Source organism: Oceanobacillus sp. FSL K6-0127 (assembly GCF_037983385.1).
Taxonomy (GTDB): domain Bacteria; phylum Bacillota; class Bacilli; order Bacillales; family Amphibacillaceae; genus Oceanobacillus; species Oceanobacillus profundus.
The window spans coordinates 2874606-2890920 of the sequence record NZ_CP150287.1 but is presented as its reverse complement, the minus strand read 5'-3'; the positions used below and the strand labels follow the sequence as shown (position 1 = coordinate 2890920).

Annotated in this window: 17 protein-coding genes and 1 riboswitch; of the genes, 16 read left to right on the top strand and 1 reads right to left on the bottom strand. The window is 36.0% G+C overall.

What is annotated here, in order from left to right:
* Positions 1-19 precede the first annotated feature (19 nt).
* The 10 genes from MHH64_RS14360 (at position 20) to MHH64_RS14315 (ending at position 10345) form a co-directional block, all read left to right on the top strand.
* On the top strand, positions 20-763 hold the full coding sequence (locus tag MHH64_RS14360) for a pseudouridine synthase (protein WP_118889601.1): 744 nt from the start codon (positions 20-22) through the stop codon (positions 761-763).
* Positions 764-815: 52 nt separating this feature from the next.
* Positions 816-1385: a thiol-disulfide oxidoreductase ResA gene (gene resA / locus MHH64_RS14355; RefSeq protein WP_095308917.1), complete on the top strand. Its 570-nt coding sequence runs from the start codon at positions 816-818 to the stop codon at positions 1383-1385.
* 36 nt (positions 1386-1421) lie between these two features.
* On the top strand, positions 1422-3059 hold the full coding sequence (locus MHH64_RS14350; protein ID WP_303449155.1) for a cytochrome c biogenesis protein ResB: 1638 nt from the start codon (positions 1422-1424) through the stop codon (positions 3057-3059).
* Positions 3060-3284: 225 nt separating this feature from the next.
* Positions 3285-4475, top strand: a complete 1191-nt coding sequence (ccsB, locus tag MHH64_RS14345; RefSeq protein WP_095308919.1) for a c-type cytochrome biogenesis protein CcsB — start codon at positions 3285-3287, stop codon at positions 4473-4475.
* 218 nt (positions 4476-4693) lie between these two features.
* The gene (locus MHH64_RS14340) at positions 4694-5410 is read left to right on the top strand and encodes a response regulator transcription factor (protein ID WP_095308920.1); all 717 of its coding nucleotides are present in this window, start codon (positions 4694-4696) and stop codon (positions 5408-5410) included.
* Complete coding sequence (locus tag MHH64_RS14335; RefSeq protein ID WP_340001946.1) at positions 5410-7176, top strand: ATP-binding protein; 1767 nt, start codon at positions 5410-5412, stop codon at positions 7174-7176. Before MHH64_RS14340 ends, MHH64_RS14335 begins: the two co-directional genes overlap by 1 nt.
* Positions 7177-7230: 54 nt before the next feature.
* A riboswitch (cobalamin riboswitch) is annotated at positions 7231-7429 on the top strand.
* Positions 7430-7589: 160 nt separating this feature from the next.
* Positions 7590-8018 carry a DUF4430 domain-containing protein gene (locus MHH64_RS14330; protein ID WP_240033787.1) on the top strand — a complete coding sequence of 143 codons (429 nt, stop codon included), beginning with the start codon at positions 7590-7592 and terminating at the stop codon, positions 8016-8018.
* A gap of 4 nt (positions 8019-8022) precedes the next feature.
* Positions 8023-8538: an ECF transporter S component gene (locus MHH64_RS14325; RefSeq protein WP_340001945.1), complete on the top strand. Its 516-nt coding sequence runs from the start codon at positions 8023-8025 to the stop codon at positions 8536-8538.
* A 93-nt stretch (positions 8539-8631) separates the two neighbouring features.
* Entirely contained in the window at positions 8632-9177 is a 546-nt protein-coding gene (locus MHH64_RS14320; protein WP_303449164.1) for an RNA polymerase sigma factor SigX, read from the top strand.
* Positions 9164-10345: a hypothetical protein gene (locus tag MHH64_RS14315; RefSeq protein ID WP_340001943.1), complete on the top strand. Its 1182-nt coding sequence runs from the start codon at positions 9164-9166 to the stop codon at positions 10343-10345. Before MHH64_RS14320 ends, MHH64_RS14315 begins: the two co-directional genes overlap by 14 nt.
* 115 nt (positions 10346-10460) lie before the next feature.
* Here MHH64_RS14315 and MHH64_RS14310 read toward each other — a convergent pair whose 3' ends face one another.
* Positions 10461-10712, bottom strand: a complete 252-nt coding sequence (locus MHH64_RS14310) for a ferredoxin (protein ID WP_303449168.1) — start codon at positions 10710-10712, stop codon at positions 10461-10463.
* 108 nt (positions 10713-10820) lie between these two features.
* Here MHH64_RS14310 and MHH64_RS14305 point away from each other — a divergent pair, with 108 nt between their 5' ends.
* The 6 genes from MHH64_RS14305 to MHH64_RS14280 all read left to right on the top strand — a co-directional run bounded on the left by MHH64_RS14305 (position 10821) and on the right by MHH64_RS14280 (position 16226).
* Entirely contained in the window at positions 10821-11885 is a 1065-nt protein-coding gene (locus MHH64_RS14305; RefSeq protein ID WP_340001942.1) for a helix-turn-helix domain-containing protein, read from the top strand.
* A 23-nt stretch (positions 11886-11908) separates the two neighbouring features.
* Positions 11909-13459: an ATP-dependent DNA helicase RecQ gene (locus MHH64_RS14300; protein ID WP_340001941.1), complete on the top strand. Its 1551-nt coding sequence runs from the start codon at positions 11909-11911 to the stop codon at positions 13457-13459.
* Positions 13446-14012, top strand: coding sequence for a CPBP family intramembrane glutamic endopeptidase (locus tag MHH64_RS14295; RefSeq protein WP_095308930.1), 567 nt, complete (start codon positions 13446-13448; stop codon positions 14010-14012). Before MHH64_RS14300 ends, MHH64_RS14295 begins: the two co-directional genes overlap by 14 nt.
* An 11-nt stretch (positions 14013-14023) precedes the next feature.
* A complete protein-coding gene (locus MHH64_RS14290) occupies positions 14024-14344 on the top strand; it encodes a hypothetical protein (protein ID WP_303449174.1) in 321 nt (106 codons plus the stop codon).
* 320 nt (positions 14345-14664) lie between these two features.
* Positions 14665-15243 (top strand): genetic competence negative regulator, encoded by a 579-nt coding sequence (locus MHH64_RS14285; RefSeq protein WP_095308932.1) that lies wholly within the window; start codon positions 14665-14667, stop codon positions 15241-15243.
* Between the two features lie 44 nt (positions 15244-15287).
* On the top strand, positions 15288-16226 hold the full coding sequence (locus MHH64_RS14280) for a D-alanine--D-alanine ligase (RefSeq protein WP_095308933.1): 939 nt from the start codon (positions 15288-15290) through the stop codon (positions 16224-16226).
* Positions 16227-16315 lie beyond the last annotated feature (89 nt).

The following is a 16315-nucleotide window of genomic DNA, read 5'->3' as shown; positions in this document are numbered from 1 at the left end:
GTAGAAGTATGGTGATAGAATGGCAAATCAAAGTGAACGACTACAAAAAGTAATTGCACAAAGCGGCATAACCTCTAGAAGAAAAGCAGAACAGCTTATTATAGATGGGAAAGTCCGTGTAAATGGACAGACTGTAACAGAGCTTGGCACAAAAGTAACAAGTGATGATGAAGTTGAGGTGAACGGTGTCCCACTGGAAAAAGAATCACATGTATACTACATGCTATACAAACCAAGAGGAGTTATTTCCAGCTTGAAGGATGACAAAAATAGGAAAGTTGTAATTGATTTAATGGAGGAAGTGACAGAAAGAGTTTTTCCAATTGGCAGATTGGACTACGATACGTCAGGCATCCTGCTATTAACAAATGATGGGGAATTTGCTAATCTTTTAATGCATCCGAAGCATGAAATAGACAAGGTCTACGTCGCTAAAATTAAAGGGGTTCCTGATAAAAAAGAGCTCGGTAAGCTAAGAAAAGGGATTAAAGCAGATAAAGATATTTTAAAAGCAGTGAACTATACGATTTTATCTACGGATAAGAAAAAAAACACAATGGTGCTTGAATTAACCTTGCATGAAGGGAAAAATCGTCATATTAGAAGAATGATGGAGCAGTTAGGCTACCCTGTCATGAAATTAAAAAGAGAAAAATATGGTATGCTTACGTTGGATGGATTGAAACCAGGAGATTATCGCCCTCTGACACCGAAAGAAATAAAACAAATCAGGAACCAAGCTTCCAAAATTGTTAAAGAATAGTCAAATTTCATACTATATTTCGATGATATAATACGGTGTGGGAGTGATAATTTTGAGTTTGGATCAAATGAAGAGTAATAAACAAAAGAAAAAAAGAAACCGGTTCATTTTTAGAACAGCGATTCTTGCCGTTTTAGTAGCGGCGGTAGTTTTTGCACTCGTATCCCACTTAAAAGAAGATAACGGGGGATATAAGGTTGGAGATAAAGCACCAGACTTTAAGTTGCAGCAAATTAGTCAGAATCATGATGCAGAGGCAATTCAACTTAGTGATCTGGAAGGGAAAGGTGTCATGCTTAATTTCTGGGCAACATGGTGTAAGCCGTGTAAAGAGGAAATGCCCTATATGCAAGAGCTTTATCCTGAATATAAAGATAAAGGAATTGAAATCGTAGCGGTAAGTTTGGATGGAACAGAGCTTGTAGTTGATCGATTTATAGATGATTATGGCTTAACATTCCCAATCCTTCATGATAAAACAAGTGAAGTGAGGGATCTATATAAAGTCGTACCATTACCAAGCACTTTCTTTATCAACCCTGATGGAGAAATCCAAGAAGTCGTTAATGGAGCACTTAGCTTAGAAAGTCTTGAAGGGTATTTACAGGAAATACAGCCGTAAACAAATTGAGCATGAAAGCTATTGTGAGGGATTTAAATGAATAAAGTTAAATGTGAGTGTGGGCATGTTAACCCCGAAGGAACGGTTTTATGTGAAGCCTGTGGCAAGCCTATTGAAGGCAACCAGCACATAGATGGAAATGAAGGAAATAAATTACTGAATATGCGCTACGATGGAACTGCCCGTCGCTCACAAACCTACAACAAATCCATTATTGATAAAATATGGAGTTTCTTTTCTTCCGTTAAAGTGGGGGTTTGGCTAATTGTCATCGCACTAGTGGCGTCAATGGTCGGAACCATCTTTCCACAGGAAATTTACATACCAGCAGATGCAGTGTCTCGAGATCCTGCTATTTTCTATGAAGATCGATATGGCATTTTAGGATTAATTTACTATCAGTTGGGCTTTCATAATTTATACAGTTCATGGTGGTATATGGTATTAATTGCACTCATTGGTATTTCGCTTGTTATTTGTAGTCTGGATCGCTTTGTACCGTTGTATAAAGCGTTAAAAAGGCAGAAGGCAAAGCGCCATGAAACATTTTTAAATAGACAGCGCTTATACAGTGAGTCAGAACAAGTCATTCCAGATGATATTGAGACAGTTAAAGAGAACTTAAAAAAACAGCGTTATAAAATTACAGACGAGAATGGGCATATCCTTGCCGAAAAAGGCAGGTTTTCGAGATGGGGTCCATATGTTAATCATATTGGGTTAATCATAATTTTAATTGCAGCTATACTACGGACTACTCCGTTAATGCATACAGAAGAATATGTTTGGGTTCGAGAAGGACAGCAGATCGTTCTTCCTGGAACGAATGGAGAATACTATATCGAAAACAAAGAATTTATCATGGAAGTTCATGACGAAAATGATGAACGATTTGCACAAGCTATTCAGCAGGAAGGTGTAGTACCAAGTAATTTCCAGACAGATATTGTAATTTATCAAGAAACTAACGCTTCGGTACCAGGTGCTGAACCTGAACTTGAGCCAATATTGGAAGAATCAATTCAAATGAATAAACCAGCTAAATTTGATCGATATACACTGTATCAATCTGGATACCAGGTAAATGAATTTACAAATATGACCTTTAAAGTTCATGAAACAGATGATCCAGAAGAATCTTCATTAGGTTCTTTTACGATAGACTTAACAAATCCTGACTCTATATATGAATTGGATAGCGGGTTCCGCGTTCAAGTTGATCAGTATTATCCAGATTACATATTAGATAATGGAATTCCAACTTCGGAAACAAATTTTCCTAGAAATCCAGCTTTCGTCTTATCCGTATACCCTCCGGAAAGTGACACACCTGAAATCAGCTTTATCGGAATCGGGAAAAATATTGACGCTACTGGAGAAAACGAATACAAGGTAGGTATTGAAGATTTTGAATTACATGATGTTAGTGGTTTGACACTACGTGTTGATTTCACGTTGCCGTTCTTTATATTAGGGGCCGCAATATTCATGATCGGAGTTATCCAAGGGATGTACTGGCAACATCGTAGAATTTGGATTCATCCAAAAGAAAATGGCATCTTACTTGCAGCTCATACAAATAAAAACTGGTTTGGTATTAAAAAAGATATTGAGAAATCAATTGAAAATACACCAATTACGATGGCCCGAGACCAGCAGGAATTAGACGAATAGCATGCTATTGGGATATACCGAAGATGGGTAACTTTTTAAGACGAACAATGCACAAACTTAGCGAAGGAGATATACGTTGAATCCTGTAGGAGGAAAGGCATTAGGTGAGACACCAAATTGCGCGAGCATTTGAGCTCACCAGTCCACACCGGGGGCACCATGTATGTCTTCCGAAGCGGGTATTTGCACCAAGTCTCTACTGTTTTAGGATGAGGAGGAATTTTAATGGATTTACTTAATCTAAGTAGCACAATGCTTTATACAGCATTTATTTTATATTTGGTTGCTACACTTTTCTTTGGGGCAACAATTAGACAGGATAAGTCGGAAAGAAGAAAGAAGAGAAAATCCGGAACCATTGGTATTACCATAACGATTATCGGTTTTACTGCGCAGCTTGTCTATCTGATAACAAGATGGATTGCAAGTGGACATGCCCCGGTTAGTAATATGTTCGAATTTATGACATTTCTAGGTATGTCCATGGTTTTAGCTTTTATTATTCTTTATTTTTATTACAAGTTAAGCTTTCTTGGGTTGTTTGCACTCCCAATTGCAATGATCATTATTGCATATGCGAGCATGTTTCCAACTGATATTTCACCATTGGTACCATCGTTACAAAGTCATTGGTTATATATTCATGTAACGACTGTAGCTTTAGGACAAGGAATTTTATTCATTAGTTTTGCAGCAGGAATCATGTATCTAATTAGGCAAGTCGATCAGTCTAGTTTGAATAAAGGTAGCTTATGGCTTGAAATCGTGATGTACGTTATGTTCTTATTTATTGGTTTTATCGTGATCACCACTTCTTTTAACATAATGGATTATCATGCTGAATTTGAATATACAGAAGCTGGTAATGTGACGACAACAGATTATCATTTGCCAGCTATTGCTGGTCCAAATGAGGGAGCATTATTAACAGAAGGTGTTATGGAACCGTGGTTTGAAACTCCAACATGGATGCAAGGCGCAGACGCCGGAAGAAAATTCAATTCGGTCATTTGGTCATTTATTACTGGTACAATTTTATATGGACTCGTACGATTAATTATTCGTAAACGAGTTGGAGCAAAACTTCAGCCGCTTCTAAAAAATGTAAAACCGGATTTATTAGATGAAATCATGTATCGTTCCGTTGCCATTGGTTTCCCAGTATTCACACTTGGCGGTCTTATCTTTGCAGCGATTTGGGCACAAATTGCTTGGGGAAGATTCTGGGGATGGGATCCAAAAGAGGTATGGGCACTTGTAACATGGTTCTTCTATGCAGCTTTTCTTCACCTTCGTTTATCAAGGGGCTGGCATGGTGAGAAATCCGCTTGGTTAGCAGTAGGTGGTTTTGCAATTATTATGTTTAACCTAATTGTTGTTAATCTCGTATTAGCAGGCCTACATTCGTATGCTTAGATGTGAAAACAAAAGCGCGGGGCGCCCTGCAGGCTGAAAATGCGACGTCCTGTGCGTCGTAGTGACGTACGGAGGAAAGAAGTCTCTCTAGTAGTTGGGCGGTAAAGCTGGACGTGTCTGTTAACAAACGGGGTATCATTAGGATACCTCGTTTTTTTATACATTTACTTAGGATTGGTTTATACTAGATACAGTGTAAAGCATAGGGGGAAGTTAAAATGGATGATAATATTAAGATATTAGTTGTTGATGATGAGGAAAGAATTCGTAGACTCATCCGTATGTATTTAGAACGTGAAGATTATATTGTTGAAGAAGCAGAAAATGGAAAAGAAGCCTTAGATAAGGCATTAAATAATGATTATAATGTCATCTTATTGGATATCATGATGCCTGAAATGGATGGTATCGAAACATGTCAAGAGCTGAGAAAAGAAAAAGACACACCTGTTATTATCTTAACCGCTAAAGGAGAAGAAGCAAATCGTGTGCAAGGATTTGAAGTTGGGGCAGACGATTATATTGTAAAACCATTTAGCCCTAGAGAAGCTGTTTTACGAGTAAAGGCATTATTACGAAGAGTGACTGCCGCCTCTTTTCATGAAGCTGATACAGCTTCAAAAAATATATTAGTATTTCCGCATATTACAATTGATCATGATGCCCATCGTGTTTCAGCAGATGGTGAAGAAGTTAGTCTAACGCCAAAAGAATATGAACTGCTATGTTTCTTAGCAAAATCACCAGATAAAGTATTTAATCGAGAACATTTATTGAAGGAAGTATGGCAGTATGAATTCTTCGGTGATTTAAGAACAGTCGATACGCATGTGAAAAGACTTCGTGAAAAACTAAGCAGTGTATCCAAACCAGCCGCTAAAATGATTGTAACTGTCTGGGGTGTTGGTTATAAATTTGAAGTTGATGATGTATAATGTTTTGGCGTAGTGTAGTTGGTAAGCTATCATTAACGATTCTATTACTTGTTGCATTTGTTTTATTTATCTTGTCATTCTTCCTGATGGAGTTCTTTGAAAATTTCCATATACTTGAAGCGGAAGATGATATGTTGCAAACAGCTACAAAAATCTCCTCACTCGTTGAAAGGGGAGAAGATAGAGAATTTATCGAGGAAATGACAGAACTATTAAAAGATCCGTCTAGTCGAATTGTGATTGCGTATAATCAAGATGAACTTTGGACATCCACAAGTAATGATGGTGATTTATTGGAAACCGATGATCATTGGATTGAAGAAAGCGAAGAATTTTCACAAGTACTTCATAACCGTCGGGAAATACAGAAACAAATTATTCAGCCCGATGAGAATAATGAAATTATGATTGTTGGTTCACCAATTGAATCAGGTGGAGCGGTCTTTGTTTATCAATCGTTGGATGTGATTTATCAAACAAAAGCACAAACCTCAAAGTTAATTCTCCTTAGTGCAGGAATTGCGATTATGTTGACTACTTTTTTTGCAGTATTTTTATCAACAAGGATTACTTCTCCACTAATAAAAATGCGAGAAGCGGCATACAACCTTACTAGAGGAGAATTTAATACGAAGGTTCCTGTTTTGACACATGATGAAATCGGTGAACTTGCAACAGAGTTCAATCGCATGGGAAGACAGCTTAAATTTCATATTAATGCTCTAAGACAGGAAAAAGAACAGCTTTCAAGTATTGTTAGTTCGATGGCAGATGGTGTGGTAACATTAAATCGAAATGGCGACATTCTTGTCATGAATCCGCCAGCCAAAAAATATATTGAAAACTGGTATTTTGAAAATGACATTGAAGATGAGCAAAACCGGAAACTTCCAAGTGAACTTAATGAGGCGCTTCAAGAAGTTTTTGAAAGCGAACAGGCAGTGCTTCGGGAAATCAGCCTGCAAGGTAGAATTTATGTTATGTTAATGACACCTTTGTACGACCAATCCTATATTAGGGGCGCTGTAGCGGTTATCCGTGACATGACAGAAGAGAGACGCTTAGATAAGCTGCGTAAAGATTTTATTGCCAATGTTTCACATGAATTACGTACACCAATCTCTATGCTCCAAGGTTATAGTGAGGCAATTGTAGATGATATTGCGGATACAAAAGAAGCTAAAAATGAACTTGCGCAAATTATTCACGAGGAATCTTTAAGAATGGGGCGACTAGTAAATGAACTTCTTGATCTAGCTAGAATGGAGGCTGGACAAATACAGTTAAATTTAGAAAAAACAGCAATTGAGTCCTATGCAAAACGTGTTGTTAATAAATTTAAAAGTTTAGCAATAGATAACGGAATTGAGCTGTCTTTATCATTGGATATCGATTTCCCGGAAGCCATATTTGATCCTGATCGTATTGAACAGGTTTTTACGAATCTAATTGATAATGCGTTACGCCATACTTCAGAAGGCGGTAAAGTCCATGTTACAATAGCTAATCGTGAAAATGAGCTTTATGTAGAAATTGAAGATAGTGGTAGCGGTATTCCAGAAGAAGATTTACCATTTGTTTTTGAACGTTTTTATAAAGCGGACAAATCAAGAGTTCGTAATAAGGAGAAGAAAGGCACCGGTCTTGGTCTATCGATTGTAAAGCATCTTATTGATGCACATCATGGTGTGATTCTTGTTAAAAGTAAGTTGAATCAGGGCACAGCTTTCAGCTTCAGACTCCCGCAGAATAAACAAAATCACTAGAACTTTTCTATTCTAACGTCATATGCTATGATAATTTTGAACTGGAATGAAAAATTATATACATTGAATTTTGGTATTCTAAGAGAACATCAGGGTATTATTTCTTAGATTAGGGAAACCAGTGGAAATCTGGCACTGTCCTCGCAACTGTAATTGATACGAAATAAGCAATACCACCGTAGTAATTACGGGAAGGGCTTAAAGTAGGTTTGAATCTTAAGTCAGTAGACCTGCCAAATTCAATTTGTTTTTCTCAATGCTTCGAGGTATGAGTGATTGAGACATTCGAATACATATAGCTTTTTGTCTATAATTATTTGTTTGTCTAAAAATCCAGCTCCTCTTTGTGAGCTGGATTTTTTTGTTCCCGAATATTTCCAGTTAAATACTTATAAAGATGGGGAGGAATTAAGTTGAAAAAATGGATTTTTCAGTTTGCGGTCATTGTAATGTCAGTTGGATTGCTGTTTGGTTGTTCTTCAGATGAGAATACAAACCAAAATACGTCTGTAAGTACGAATAACTCTTCACAATCTGAAGAAGTTGCAGAAGACTCTGTACGGATTACCATTTCTATTAATGAAGGGGAAGAATATGTAACAGAGGAAGTGATTCAGATAGAAGAAGGTGATATTCTGATGGATGTTATGGAGGAAAACTTCTACATCGAAACAGCGCATGACGGTCAGTATATTACAAGCATTGAACGAGTTGCTGCTAGCGATGAAGAGAAAACTGCATGGATGTTCTTCGTAAATGATGAAATGGCAACAGTTGGTGCAAGTGACTATGAGTTATCGCCTGGAGATGTCGTTGTTTTTGATCTACAACCCTGGGAATAAGTAAATGAGCACATACAAACTTACAATCCTTGCATTATTAGCTGCTTTGGCAGTAGGTGGAAGATATATCTTTCAATTTATTCCAAACGTACAGCCGGTAACAGCGATCATTATCATTTGTGGTATTATACTTGGTCCAACATCCGCTCTTCTTTTAGCAATTTTAACTACATTTCTTTCTAACATGCTTTTAGGCATGGGATTATGGACCTTGTGGCAGATTGTTTCCTGGGGTATTATTGGGATAATGAGCGGACTATTGGGTAAAATGCTAAAACGAGTTCCATTTCTTATCATTGTGCTTTTGGCTATATTCAGTGGTTACTTCTATGGCTTTATCATATCACTAACTACATACCAGGTTACAGGGAAATTTTGGCCATATTATATTGCAGGACTCCCTTTTGATACAAGCCATGCAATTGGTAATGCGGTATTTATTGTACTCTTGTATCCGATGATCTCCTTTTTATTTACAAGATATGCATATAATAGGTTTGATGTAAAAAATACCGACTGATATTCAGTTGGTATTTTTTCTTCATTTACATTATAGTTTAGATGAAACCTTTTTACATTTATAACGACTATATAACTGAACGGGAGGGTCTTTATGAAGGCCGTTTTCGATAAATTTTATGATACCTACCATCAAGACCTTTTCCAGTATATTTTCTATATGGTGAAAGATAAAGAAACAACAGAGGATTTGGTTCAAGAGGTTTATATAAAAGTATTAAAATCATATGCTAATTTCAAGGGTGAAAGTAGTGAGAAAACATGGCTTTTCTCAATTGCGCGTCACGTTACATATGATTATTTCCGTTCATTAAAAAGGAAGAGAGATAGAATATTTGAGTTTTTTGATTGGAATGATAAAGGAGATGTAATTCCTGATCAAAGCAAGCTACCAGATGAGATTGCTGAAGAAAACGATCAAATCAAACAGGTGTATACATACTTAAACTACTGTACACTTGACCAACGGAATGTAATAATACTGCGTTATTTGCAATCATTTTCTATTCAAGAAACTGCTGAAATACTTAATTTTACCGTCAGTAAGGTGAAAACGACTCAGCACCGTGCATTAAAAGCATTAAAAAAAGCAATGCTTGAGAACATCAACGGAGGAGGGGATGCTAATGCGACACAATGAAGAATATGATAAAATTATCGCTAGTTTAAAGCAGCTACCTGTAGTTAAGGATAAGATGGATAAATCCGATTTATACAGTCGCATCTCCCCAAAACTGAAAGATAGCCAGAACGTAAAATCGAAGAGAAAGGTAAAAGTGGTGCCTATTCTGGCAACTGCGATGGTTGCTGTACTTCTGGCTATCATTCCATTTATACTCAATAATTCTTCAACTCAACAGGCAGATTATTCCATGAATCTTGATGTTGCAAATACGTATGATTATATGGAAGAGTCAGGAAAAACGGAGAGTAGTAATGAGCAAGAAGCCCATTCAGGCGGGATAGCAGATGATAGTCAAGAAGAGTCTGCTGAGACACGGGTGGCAATGGATGAAGCACCAATGCAAAGCCATATTATTTCTGCTGATGAAGCTGGTACATTTGTATATGGTGCTGTAGCGGATGCACAGAATCAGTACGTTATTCCGATTACTTTTATTGTGGAGGACTCTGTAAATGTTGCTGCATTCTATAATCAATTGGCAACATATATCCATGAGGATTCGTGGAATACGGCTGAATATTTACTTGAAGGCGCCTCATTTGAACTAAATGAGGCGGATAAAGAGGTATTTATTGAGCTTGAAAATGAATTTACCCTTGAAGAAGGCTCTACAAATGCTTATATATTTGAACAGATGCTTGCTACGATGTTTACACCACTTGGTATTGAAAAAGCTGTTTTTAAAAATGGAGCTGACTTAGGGTCCATAGGTTCTATAAAGGAAATGGTCTTGTATCAAGATGAGGCATTATATAAACTTTATAATAATGAGTTTCTAATCCCGGTACCTACCTCGAAAGAGCTGTCAATTGAAGAGGCTATTGCTGAAATGAGTCAAAATAAGCCTGAGTTTAATGTTAGTCGAACTATACCAGACGATGTTCAATTGGAAGTACAATCAAGTGGCAGCTTATTGGAATTAACATTTGCTGATGAGCAAGTGCTTCTTGACAATCAGGATATTTTAACAATGGTCGAAGCCATTTTAATGACTGCAAAAAGCTTTGGGTTTGAAGAAGTACAATTTCAGAATTCGCCTCTGCAACAAGTTAGTGAATATAATCTATCCAAGCCTATAAGTGTTCCAAGTGCAGCTAATCCTGTCGATTTAAGAGATGAATAAGCAAAAAATTAAAAAAAGTGTTTTTGAAATTATATTTTTCAAAAGCACTTTTTCCATGTATACTAGTAACAACAATTACCCAATTATGATAGCATTGTTAGGATAAAACTTGAGTTTATGTTTGACTATACCTCAACGGATTACCGTGAAACGGATGTTCTGCAATTTTAATTGAATCAGTTGGACATCCTTCATATGCATCGAATAAATCTTCCTCGCAGCTTTCTGGAATTATAGAGGTACCTGTATTTTCATCGATGAGAACATAAGAAAGTCCTTCGTCATCATAGGTGAAAATCCTGGGAGCAGCTGCACCACATGCACCACAGGCTATACATGTTTCTTTGTCTACAATGGTGTACTTCACTTTATATTTACCTCCTGAAATCAAAAGCCTTAATCCTATTCTAAAACTGATTGCTATCCATTTCAATACCCGGTTTGTATGCATCTTTTAAAAAGGGGGCAGTCATTCTTGTTTTTTGAAAGTATTATTTTAAAATGCCTTTCCCAGCTAAATGGAGAAAGGACCATATCCAGCGTGTTTCATTTATTAAATGGAAGTAAATCAATTCAAACGATTCAAGACGTGCATAATTATCAGCTTAACATGTTTTATGGTGTTTATCGTCATTTAAACAGGAACTCGTTCAATCAAAGTGTATCTTTTTTGTTAGAAAATGAATATATACATGCTTCTGAAGGTGAAGTGAACACTTTTCAATTAACAGAAAAAGCATTACCATTTCTTGCTCAGTCCGAGCAGCAATTTCCATTCGAGTATTTCAATGGATTACGATACAATGAAACTGCAGACATGTTTTATTTACGTTTACTGCTACTCATCCAAGCATTAACCAATACAAAAATGAAATTTTATCATTTTATCCCGATAACTGACCGGCCTTCCGTTGAACAATGGGTTAAACAAATTTATAGGAAATTAAAAACCAATGAGACACATGCATTGCAAGGGATTTATCAAGAACTGTACCAGTTGTTAGAAATATTTCCAAATAACTTTGCCTCATTATTTGTAGATCGATTAACGGGATATAAAACTTATGGTAAGAGCTTGAACCAATTAGCAGAATTAAATATGCTGTCAATTGAAGATGTGAATCTTATACTGACAGGCATTATCCATAAAATAATTGCCATAATCGAAGAAAAACGAAAAGAGTTCCCTGTTCTTTCCTTCTTATTAGGTGACTTAACAGAGAAGATCCCGATTACAAATTCTACTAATCAAACCTATCAATTGTTACAAAAGAAGTATACGCTCGATCAAATAGCGCTGATGAGAAATTTAAAAATCAATACAATCCATGATCATATTGTAGAAATTGCTTTATATGATCCATTATTCTCCTTAGATCAATACATAACAAAGGAAAGGCAACAACAAATTATCAATGTAGTCAATCGGAGAAGTACGTTTAAATTAAGAGATATTAAGAATGCTGTCCATGATGACATTAGCTACTTTGAAATTCGACTTGTATTGGCGGCAACGAAAAATAAAAGCACTGGAAAATGATATTATTGAAATAAGGTGATAGTATGCAACAACACACGCTTAACTTAGAAGAAGCATTACAACAATATTTTCAATATGATGCTTTTCGAATTGGCCAAAAAGAAATAATCCAAGATATACTGGCAGGCAAGGATGTACTTGGAATTTTGCCCACAGGGTCAGGAAAATCCATTTGTTATCAGTTACCAGCCAGAATCCTGAAAGGGGTGACGATAGTCGTTTCTCCTTTAATTTCCTTGATGATTGATCAAGTAAAGCAGTTAAAGGCCGCTAATTTTAAGGAAGTTGTTGCTCTTAATAGCTTTATGACACCAAGGGAAAGGCGAAATGTTTTTCAAAATCTTATTAATTATAAATTGATATATGTTTCACCAGAGTTGTTACAGCAGCAAGAACTAATAAGAAAGCTGAAAGAAATACATGTGGGTTTGTTTGTAATTGATGAAGCACATTGTATTTCACAATGGGGGCATGAATTCAGACCAGATTATTTAAAACTTTCCGCAACGATTAAAGAGCTAGGTAATCCAACTGTACTTGCATTAAGTGCAACAGCAACCCCAGAAGTTCAATCTGATATAATGAATGCCCTAGAAAAGCGCCAAATGATCAAGCGAATTTATCCAATGGACAGGGAAAATATAGCATTTATTCTAGAGGAAGTTGCAAATGACCAAGAAAAAATTGACAGACTTATTTCCATATTTAACATGTATCAAGTACCGGCGCTGATTTATTTTACAAGTCGTGCCACAGCAGAAAATATTGCGAGCATTTTGACGCAACGACTTGCAAATAGGGAAGTTGCTTTTTATCATGGTGGTATGGAACAGGTAGATCGCATCAGTATCCAGCAACAATTTATGAATGATCAATTAGACATCATTTGTTGTACGAGTGCGTTTGGAATGGGGATTAATAAAAGTAATATTCGTTTAATCATCCACTTTCATATTCCATTACAACTTGAAGCTTATATTCAAGAAGTAGGAAGAGCAGGAAGGGATGGTAAATCCAGTGTAGGTATATTGCTGTTTTCGCCGAGGGATGCGATCATTCCAAATCATATTATTCAAAATGAACTTCCAGATGAAAAGGATTTGAAAAATGTATTCAATTATTTATATACAATCTGCCACACCGAAAGGGAAATTCCAGCAGATGAACAAATCCAAGAACATTTACAATTAAATGAAATTCATTGGAAATTTTTTAAGTATCAGATAGAAAAACATGGTATGATAAACAATAATTATATTATCTATCATGAGAACAATTGGAAAATAGCCTACCATTCCATTGAGCAAGTGATTAAAGAGAGAATGCAATATAAAGAAGACAAACTACATGAGGTATTAAGTTGGGTGCAATGTGAAAGTTGCTTGCGAAAAGACCTTTATCAATCTTTTCAGTCAACTTTTCGAAAACCAATGGAACAATGCTGTAGTAATTGTGGGTTTTTATGGAATGAATGGCATCCAGAAAATACAAAAAAAATAATAGAGCGGCATGAAGACTGGAGAGAACGCCTTAAAGATCTGCTGTTAGTTGGAGAAACTTATGAAACAAGCTGAAATAATCAAGCAATTATCCGATGCAGAATTAAGGAAACAGCTATTTTTATCACAGGGCATATTCATATGCATCAGTATCGGGTTGAGCTTTTTTCTTTTTGATCGTTTTTCGGACTGGCTGTTTTATTTTAACTGGAATTTTCGTGAAATTTTGATTTACGGAGTTCTTTCGGGTTTTTTCGTAGTTCTCATTGACCTCGTTCTATTATGGATTACTCCAAAACAATTTTTAGATGATGGCGGAATTAATGAAAGAGTATTTTATAATCAATCCATTCCATTTATTTTAATAATATCACTCGTTGTTGCTATTTCAGAGGAGTTATTGTTTCGAGGGGTCATTCAAACAGTATTTGGTTATATCATAGCTAGTATGGTATTTGCACTTGTCCATTTTCGATATTTGAAAAAGCCGGTTTTATTTATTTCGGTAGTTGGTATTAGTTTTTTGATTGGATATCTATTTGAGATTACTGGAAACTTACTTGTGACAATTACGATGCATTTTATTATAGACTTTCTATTAGGTTTAGTGATTCGCTTTAAAAAGTGAGGTGCTTTACAGTGAATGTAAAATCAGAAGAACCAAAGGATCAAGCGGACGAACTTCGTCAATTATTTCAAGAAATTGAAGATGGACAGTCCACTGAGCAACATGTGGGAAATAAGAATTCTGAGCAGGAAAGTGAAGCAAAGCGAGACATTGATATTTTAAACCTCCCGCCCAGAAAGGAAATTCATTCAAAGGATAGTCGAACAAGCCTTAAATTAAGCGGGCCGCTTATTCGATTATTGTTTGTGATTTTTATTTTAATTGTTGGACTAGCTGGTGCATACTACATATGGGGAAACGAGCTTTGGGTACTAATTCAAAATCTGTCATAATGTTGTGGATAGATATGGTATATAGCACACAGAATGGTCAAATGACTTTTCCAGTATAAGAAGCCAAGGAAAAAGTTATCATCTTGCATAATTCGAATCATACTAATAGTAAAAGTAACGCTATGGAAAGGTCCACACCATTTGTATTTTATATTTTTGTAAGCAAAACTTCTACATTTAAATAGAATTAAGAAATTGTGCTGTACTGTTCAACAAATGACGAAGTTGCATATAATAAATGAAGTGCTTTCCATTATAATTCGTAGTTATGATGAAATTAGAAAACCATTTAAAAAGCGCCTAAATGAGGGGGATGCAGTATGCGTATTGAACGTTTATCAAATGACCAATTTACGATTTTTTTAACGTTTGATGATTTGATTGAACGAGGTTTTACAAAAGACGACCTCTGGCATGATGCATCGAGCGTCCGCAGCCTTTTCAGTGATATGATGTATGAAGCGAGTTCAGAATTAGGTATTGAGCTTGAAGGAATATTACTCGTACAGGTTCATTTAATGCAGGCACAAGGAATGCATATATTCGTCACGCAACAAGAGGAAGATATGTATTGGGATGATGATTTCATAGAAATGAAAGTAACGCTTGATGAAAGCAAGGAATTAATTTTTTCCTTTGAGGAATTTGAATCGGTTATCCAGGTCACGTCCTATTTATCACCATTAGCGATTGAAGGTGGTAAGGTATATCATATGGATGAACGATATTATATGATCTTAGATGAAGATGATTTATCCGATGTAAATAAAGAGGATATTATAGGGATTATGTCGGAGTATTCAAACCCAAGCATTGTGACATCCTATCGCTTACATGAATATGGCAAAATTATTTTCGATTCACAAGCAGTCAAGAATATCATCAAGTTATTTTATTAACACAACATTGTAGAGAAATAGTGGATGTCAAGGGAGTGCAGATAATGAAGATAGCAGTATTGTATGGTGGTGTTTCAGGTGAGCGTGAAGTTTCGCTTTCATCAGGAAAAGGAATCATAGCAGCCTTAGAAAAAAACGGACATGAAGTTATTGGAATTGATTTTAATCCGAATCAATTGCAGGATATTATACAATTAGATGTAGATTTGGTATTTATTGGACTCCATGGGAAATATGGGGAAGATGGAAGAATTCAGGGACTATTGGATATGCTAGGTATACCTTATGTTGGTTCAGGGGTTCTTGCTTCTGCCTTAGCGATGGATAAAGCAAAAGCAAAACAAATTTTTAATATGAACCATATTCCACAAGCTAAAAGCGAAGTTTACAGGCTTTCTAAGTCGAATCAAGTTGAACAGATTGGTAACGAAATAAAGACAGCTTTTACACCACCATTTGTTATAAAACCGAATAAAGAAGGCTCTACGCTTGGATTAACAATTGTTACAGATACCAGCCAAATTGAGGAAGCACTAACAAATGCTCAAGCAAGTGACGATGCGATTCTAGTAGAAGAGTTCATTGCTGGTAGAGAGTTAACAGTGGCCGTAATGGGAGCAGGCGGGAATGAATTCGCCCTACCAATTATCGAAATAATTCCGAAAAATGCTTTCTATGACTATGAATCAAAATATGCACCGGGCGGGAGCGAGCACATTGTTCCAGCAATTATAGATGAAGCAACAGCAGAACAGATTAAAACATACGCAGTTCTAGCCCATCAATCGTTAGGCTGTGAAACTTACTCAAGAGTAGACTTTATTTTAAATAAAGAAAATGTGCCAATGATTCTGGAAGTAAACACATTACCAGGTATGACGCCAACTAGTTTGTTTCCTGATGCAGCGAAATCGATTGGAATTGAATATCATGAAATGATCGAGAAATTTGTAGAACTAACCATGCATTCTAGACAGGTATAACGAATTAAAAAATGAAACCTATTTTTATTGCATATTTAAATTGAACGTGTATACTAAACTCTGAGTGGGCTATATAAAACTTTTATATA

What these genes read in the sequence shown, in the direction of transcription:
- MHH64_RS14315 (WP_340001943.1), top strand. Translation starts at nt 9,164, where the DNA reads ATGCGACACAATGAAGAATATGATAAAATTATCGCTAGTTTAAAGCAG.
- MHH64_RS14280 (WP_095308933.1), top strand. Translation starts at nt 15,288, where the DNA reads ATGAAGATAGCAGTATTGTATGGTGGTGTTTCAGGTGAGCGTGAAGTT.
- MHH64_RS14285 (WP_095308932.1), top strand. Translation starts at nt 14,665, where the DNA reads ATGCGTATTGAACGTTTATCAAATGACCAATTTACGATTTTTTTAACG.
- MHH64_RS14320 (WP_303449164.1), top strand. Translation starts at nt 8,632, where the DNA reads ATGAAGGCCGTTTTCGATAAATTTTATGATACCTACCATCAAGACCTT.
- MHH64_RS14325 (WP_340001945.1), top strand. Translation starts at nt 8,023, where the DNA reads ATGAGCACATACAAACTTACAATCCTTGCATTATTAGCTGCTTTGGCA.
- MHH64_RS14335 (WP_340001946.1), top strand. Translation starts at nt 5,410, where the DNA reads ATGTTTTGGCGTAGTGTAGTTGGTAAGCTATCATTAACGATTCTATTA.
- MHH64_RS14300 (WP_340001941.1), top strand. Translation starts at nt 11,909, where the DNA reads ATGCAACAACACACGCTTAACTTAGAAGAAGCATTACAACAATATTTT.
- MHH64_RS14295 (WP_095308930.1), top strand. Translation starts at nt 13,446, where the DNA reads ATGAAACAAGCTGAAATAATCAAGCAATTATCCGATGCAGAATTAAGG.
- MHH64_RS14340 (WP_095308920.1), top strand. Translation starts at nt 4,694, where the DNA reads ATGGATGATAATATTAAGATATTAGTTGTTGATGATGAGGAAAGAATT.
- ccsB (WP_095308919.1), top strand. Translation starts at nt 3,285, where the DNA reads ATGGATTTACTTAATCTAAGTAGCACAATGCTTTATACAGCATTTATT.
- MHH64_RS14350 (WP_303449155.1), top strand. Translation starts at nt 1,422, where the DNA reads ATGAATAAAGTTAAATGTGAGTGTGGGCATGTTAACCCCGAAGGAACG.
- MHH64_RS14360 (WP_118889601.1), top strand. Translation starts at nt 20, where the DNA reads ATGGCAAATCAAAGTGAACGACTACAAAAAGTAATTGCACAAAGCGGC.